This window comes from Nocardia sp. NPDC060220 (genome assembly GCF_042727815.1).
Taxonomy (GTDB): Bacteria; Actinomycetota; Actinomycetes; order Mycobacteriales; family Mycobacteriaceae; genus Nocardia.
On sequence record NZ_JBHWZY010000369.1, the window covers coordinates 1 to 6,496 of the forward strand.

Below are 6,496 nucleotides of genomic sequence, written 5' to 3' on the forward strand. Positions count from 1 at the left end.
GAGCAAGCCCGCGGTACGGCTCGCGCAGTTGGTGCGCACCGCCGGACTCGATCAGAACGCGACAGCCAACCTGGTCGGCCTGCTCGAGGAACAGCGCAGTGCCACAGGCCAATTGCCGACCGATCGGACCCTGGTCGTGGAACGGTTTCGCGACGAACTCGGCGACTGGCGCCTGGTGCTGCACTCGCCCTTCGGCACCCCGGTGCACGCACCGTGGGCGCTGGCGGTGGGGGCGCGTCTGCAGGAACAGTTCGGTATCGATGCCGCCCCGACCGCCTCCGACGACGGCATCGTGGTGCGCCTGCCCGATACGACCGACCAACCACCCGGCGCCGAACTGTTCGCCTTCGAACCCGACGAGATCGACGACATCGTCACCGAACAGGTGGGCGGCTCCGCCCTTTTCGCGTCCCGCTTCCGCGAATGCGCCGCCAGAGCGCTGCTCCTGCCGCGCCGCGACCCCGGCAAGCGCGCACCACTGTGGCAGCAGCGGCAGCGCTCGGCCCAATTGCTGGACGTGGCACGCAAATTCCCGCAGTTCCCGATCCTGCTGGAAACCGTCCGCGAATGTCTGCGCGACGTATACGACCTGCCCGCCCTGCGCGACCTGCTCACCAAGGTGGCCCGCCGCGAGATCCGCCTGATCGAGGTCGAGACCGCGAGCCCGTCGCCCTTCGCCGGCGCCCTGCTGTTCTCCTACATCGGGCAATTCCTCTACGACGGCGACAGCCCACTGGCCGAACGCCGGGCAGCCGCGCTGGCTTTGGACTCCAGCCTGCTCGCCGAACTCCTCGGCCGCGTCGAGCTGCGTGAACTCCTCGACCCCGCCGTCATCACCCTGACCGAGCAAGAACTCCAACGCCTCACCCCCGAGCGCCTGGCCCGCGACGCTGAAGGTCTGGCCGACCTGCTCCGTCTCCTCGGTCCCCTCACGCCCACCGAAGCCGCAGCACGCTGCGTTCCCCGCCCCGGCACCGCGTCTGCCGCGCGCTACGCCGAAGCGATGGACACCGGCACCCACTCACCCGACGAACCCGCACACAGCACGCCGGATGAGGGACTCGATTCTGCCCGCGGCAACCTGCTCGCCGATGCCGATGCCGATGCACCGGCATGGTTCGCGGAACTGCGGGATTCGCGACGGGCGCTGGAGGTTTCGTTCGCAGGTCGTACCTGGTGGGTGGCGGTGGAGGATGCCGCTCGGCTGCGGGACGCGCTCGGAGTGCCCTTGCCGATCGGAGTGCCCGCGGCGTTCATCGAACCGGTCCCCGATCCGCTCGGCGACCTCGTCGGGCGCTACGCGCGCACCCACGCACCGTTCACCACCGCCGCGGTCGCCGACCGCTTCGGCCTCGGAACGGCCGTCGCCGTGACAGCGCTGCACCGATTGCTCGCCGAGAAACGCGTGGTGGAAGGTGAATTCACGCCGGACACTGCTGGCGGCGAGTGGTGTGACGCCCAGGTCCTTCGCCGATTGCGCCGCCGTTCACTGGCTGCCGCGCGGCACGAGGTCGAGCCGGTGTCCACCGCCGCGTTCGCCCGGTTCCTGCCGTCCTGGCAACACGTCGGATCCGGCGAGCTACGCGGTGTCGACGGCGTGGCGACAGTGGTGGAACAGCTTGCGGGCGTACCGATCCCGGCCTCGGCCTGGGAATCGCTGATTCTGCCCACCCGAGTGCGCGACTACTCACCCGCCATGCTGGACGAGCTGATGGCGACCGGCGAGGTGGTGTGGTCGGGCCACGGCGCGATCACCGCCCGCGACGGGTGGGTCGCCCTGCACCTGGCCGACCAGGCACCCTTCACCCTGCCTCCCGCCGACGAGATCGACCCCACCGACCTCCAGCTCGGTCTCCTGGCCGCACTCGGCGCGAATCTGGAACCGTGGCCGGCGGTCGATCTCGACGCACCCGATCCCGTCGCCGCGAACCGTGTCCAGCAACTGCCATCCACCTTGCGCGGCGGCGGCGCCTATTTCTTTCGCCAACTCGCCGACTCCGCGGGCCTGCTCGACGACAAAGCCGCCGGGGAGGCTCTGTGGCAGCTGGTTTGGGCGGGCTATGTCTCCGGTGACACCTTCGCCCCGGTGCGCGCCCTGCTGTCCGGTACCGCTCGCGCCACCACCGCGCACCGCACCCCGCGCCGCTCGCCCCGGGGCCGCGCGTATCTGCCGCGACCGGCGATGCCGACCCGGTCCGGTCCGCCCACACTGGCGGGACGCTGGTCGATCCTGCCCGAACGCGTGCAGGACAACACCGTTCGCGCCCACGCCACCGCCGATCAACTGATCGAACGCTACGGCGTGCTCACTCGCGGTTCGGTGCAGAACGAAGGGATATCCGGCGGTTTCCAGCTGATGTACCGGGTGCTCACCGAGTTCGAGGATCGCGGCCGGTGCAGGCGCGGCTATTTCGTCGACACGCTCGGCGGCGCCCAGTTCTCCACCACCGACACCGTCGACCGCCTGCGCTCGTTCGACACCGACCGCGACACCACCAGAGCGGGCGTCGCGCTCGCCCTCGCGGCATGCGACCCCGCCAACCCCTACGGCGCCGCGCTACCGTGGCCGAAGGGCGACGCCGAGGGCGGTCATCGGCCCGGTCGCAAAGCGGGCGCGTTGGTGGTTCTGGTCGGCGGCGAACTGGTGCTCTACTCCGAGCGCGGCGGCAAAACTCTGCTCAGTTTCACCGAGGACGTCGGCCTGCGCCGGGCGGCAGCGTTCGCACTGGCCGGGCTGGTGCGCGATCGCCGGGTCGACAGCTTGGTGATCGACAAGATCAACGGAGACACTGTGCACGGCAACCTCTTCGCCGAAGTGCTGATCGAAGCCGGTTTCTCGATGACCCCGAGCGGTCTGCGGCTGCGCAGGCAGGTGTAGCCGAATGCCCGAGGGCGATACCGTCTTCCGCGCCGCGCAGCGCCTACGCACGGCGTTGGTCGGTAAAACGCTCACCCGCAGCGATTTCCGGGTTCCGCGGTACGCCACCGTGGATCTGGTCGGCGAACGTGTCGACGAGGTCGTCAGCTACGGCAAGCACCTGTTCATCCGCACCGACCGCGTGAGCATCCACACCCACCTGAAGATGGAAGGCGTGTGGCGGGTGTTCCACCGCGGCCAGCGCTGGACCAAACCCGCGGTCACCGCGCGAGTGGTGCTCGCCAACGACGAGGTCGAGGCCGTCGGCTTCTCGCTCGGCAAGGTTCAGGTGCTGCTGCGCGCCGACGAACACACGGTCATCGACCACCTCGGCCCCGATCTCCTCGGCCCGGATTGGGATGCGGCCGAGGCATTGCGCAGGCTCACCGAGTACCCGCGTCGCGCCGTCGGTCTCGCCCTGCTCGACCAGCGCAATCTGGCAGGCATCGGCAACATCTACCGCAGCGAGATCTGTTTCCTGCGCAGAGTCCACCCCGTTACCCCGGTCGGCGACATCCCCGATCTCGTAGCGCTCGTCGACGAAGCTCACCGTGTTCTCGGCAAAGCCGCACACCAACCACCATGGCGCGCCATGGTCTACGGCCGCACTCGCCGTTCCTGCCCCCGCTGCGGCACCCCGATCGCGTCCCAGTTGCTCGGCGAAGACGACCCTGCCGACCGCATCACTCAGCGCGAACGTGGCATCTTCTTCTGCCCGCGCTGCCAGCCTCGCCCGTGAGATGACCTCGCCCGTGCTCGCTCAGCCCCGGTCCGAGGCTCAGCGGTCCTGCGGCACCGGTTCCAGCAACTGCGGACGCGGCTCCGGAGCGGCGGCCCGCAACGCGTCGGCCGACGTGTCGTCGGGTTGGGTCTGCGATTCGATCTCGGCCCGTACGCGCGCCTGGTACGTGGACACCTCGCGGTCGATATCGTCGGAGTCCCAACCGAGAACGGGTGCCACGAGGTGGGCGACCTGCTCGGCGCAGTTCGCGCCGCGATCGGAATACTCGATCGAGATGCGGGTGCGACGGGCCAGGATGTCGTCGAGGTGCAGCGCGCCTTCCGCGGCCGCGGCGTAGACCGCCTCGACCTGGAGGTAGGCCGGTGCGTCGGTAATCGGTTGCAGGAGTTCGGGTTTGCCCGCTGCCATCGCGAGCACCTCGTCGACCAGCGAGCCGTAGCGGTCGAGCAGGTGCGTCATCCGGTACGGGTGGACGCCGTAGTGCTCGGCGAGCTGCACGGTCTGGTTGACCAGCGCGAAGTAGCCGTCGGCGCCGAGCAGCGCCACCTTCTCGGTGATCGACGGCGAGACGCGCGCCGGAATGTCTTGTGCGGCTTCGTCCATCGCGTCCGCCGCCATCACCCGGTAGGTGGTGTACTTGCCGCCCGCGATGCTCACCAGTCCGGGCGCGACCCTGGCCACAGCGTGCTCGCGCGAGAGCTTGGACGTGTCGTCGTTCTCCCCCGCCAGCAATGGGCGCAGGCCCGCGTAGACGCCGTCGATATCGGCGTGCGTGAGCGGGGTGATCAGCACCTCGTTGACCCGGTCGAGCAGGTAGTCGATATCGGCCTTGGTCGCCGCGGGATGGGCGAGGTCGAGATTCCAATCGGTGTCGGTGGTGCCGACGATCCAGTGCGCGCCCCACGGGATGATGAACAGCACCGAGGTGGTGGTGCGCAGGATGATCGCGGCATCGCTGACGATGCGGTCGCGCGGCACCACGATGTGCACACCTTTGGACGCGCGCACATGGAATCGGCCGCGTTGCCTCGACAGACTCTGCACCTCATCGGTCCACACGCCGGTCGCGTTGATCACCACATTCGCTCGCGCCTCGCCGGTACGCCCGTCCTCGGTGTCGCGCAGCTTCACCCCCACGACCCGGTCGGCTTCGCGCAGGAATCCGACGACCTGCGTGGAGGTGCGGATGACCGCGCCGTAATGCGCGGCGGTGCGGGCAACCGTCATGGTGTGGCGGGCGTCGTCGACGACGGTGTCGTAGTAGGTGACGCCGCCGATCATCGAGTCCCGGCGCAGGCCTGGGGCGAGCCGCATCGCGCCGTGCCGGGTCAGATGATGCTGTCCTGGAACGGATTTCGAGCCACCCATGGTGTCGTACAGGGTCAGGCCCGCGGCAACGTAGGGCCGCTCCCACACGCGGTGGGTCAGCGGATAGAGGAACCGCAGCGGCTTCACCAGGTGCGGTGCGAGCGTCGACAACGCCAGCTCACGTTCCTTCAGCGCTTCCCTGACCAGGCCGAATTCGAGCTGTTCGAGGTAGCGCAGGCCACCGTGGAACATCTTGGACGAGCGGCTCGACGTGCCCGACGCGAGATCGCGGGCCTCGACCAGCGCGACCGACAGCCCCCGTGTCGCGGCATCGAGCGCGATACCGGCGCCCACGACGCCGCCGCCGACCACCAGGACGTCGAACTGATCCTTGCCCAGCCGTTCCCAGGCGGTCCGCCGATGTTCCGGCCCCAGATCGCCGGGTCCGAGCCGATCCCTTTTGCCGCCCGCAACCAACTCTCCCGGGTGCAGGAACGGAAACTCCGGTGTCTGCGACATGCTCGACTCCTCGCCGCCGACCGATTCCGGCCGGTCCCAGCCGACAGTTGGGGCAAACGCCGCGTTCCCGGCGCCGCTGCGTACAGGCTAAACGTAGTCCGCACTCGTCGCTGGGGACGTACGCGGCGAGGCGTGGGCCCGAAATTCGTCGCCGACCACAAATCTTGCGGTCGCCGGCTCCACTTTCGGTAACCTGCATCAATGCGTCGCTATGTGGCTGCCATCGATCAGGGCACGACTTCGAGTCGGTGCATCATCTTCGATCGGCAGGGTCGGATCGTCGGAACCGCGCAGCGCGAGCATCGGCAGATCTTTCCCAAGCCCGGCTGGGTGGAGCACGATCCAGCGGAGGTATGGCGCAATACCGAGTCGGTGCTCGGTGCGGCGCTGGGCACCAGCCGGTGTTCGGCCGGGGATCTGGCCGCGGTCGGGATCACCAATCAGCGTGAGACCACCGTGGTGTGGGATCGGGCGACCGGCGATCCCGTGTACAACGCGATCGTGTGGCAGGACACGCGCACCGATCAGCTGTGCACCGAGCTCGCGGGTGATCAAGGGCCGCAACGCTATGCGGACCGCACCGGCCTGCCGCTGTCGACCTATTTCGCCGGGCCGAAACTGCGATGGATCCTCGACAATGTCGACGGCGTGCGGGCGCGCGCCGAGGCAGGCGACCTGTGTTTCGGCACCATGGACAGCTGGGTGCTGTGGAAGCTGACCGGTGAACACCTCACCGATGTCACCAACGCCTCACGCACCATGCTGATGGATCTTCGCACCCTGCAATGGGATCCACAGATCTGCGCGGATTTCGGCATTCCGATGTCGCTGCTCCCGCAGATCCGCAGCTCGTCGGAGGTCTACGCCGACATCACCTCCGGTCCGTTCGAGGGCATTCCGGTCGCGGGCATTCTCGGCGACCAGCAGGCGGCCACCTTCGGCCAAGCGTGCCTGTCCCCCGGCGAGGCCAAGAACACCTACGGCACAGGCAATTTCATGTTGCTCAACAC

3 protein-coding genes and 1 pseudogene are annotated in these 6,496 nt (G+C 68.6%); 3 read left to right on the forward strand and 1 reads right to left on the reverse strand.

The window, feature by feature from the left end:
* A pseudogene (locus ACFWF3_RS19690) lies at positions 1 to 2,878 on the forward strand (ATP-dependent helicase); the annotation flags it as partial.
* A 4-nt stretch (positions 2,879 to 2,882) separates the two neighbouring features.
* Positions 2,883 to 3,656 (forward strand): Fpg/Nei family DNA glycosylase, encoded by a 774-nt coding sequence (locus ACFWF3_RS19695; protein ID WP_379314763.1) that lies wholly within the window; start codon positions 2,883 to 2,885, stop codon positions 3,654 to 3,656.
* A gap of 39 nt (positions 3,657 to 3,695) precedes the next feature.
* Here ACFWF3_RS19695 and glpD read toward each other — a convergent pair whose 3' ends face one another.
* On the reverse strand, positions 3,696 to 5,486 hold the full coding sequence (gene glpD / locus ACFWF3_RS19700; protein ID WP_379314764.1) for a glycerol-3-phosphate dehydrogenase: 1,791 nt from the start codon (positions 5,484 to 5,486) through the stop codon (positions 3,696 to 3,698).
* A gap of 201 nt (positions 5,487 to 5,687) precedes the next feature.
* Here glpD and ACFWF3_RS19705 point away from each other — a divergent pair.
* Positions 5,688 to 6,496: FGGY family carbohydrate kinase (locus tag ACFWF3_RS19705; protein ID WP_379314765.1), on the forward strand; the 809-nt coding region annotated here is incomplete at its 3' end.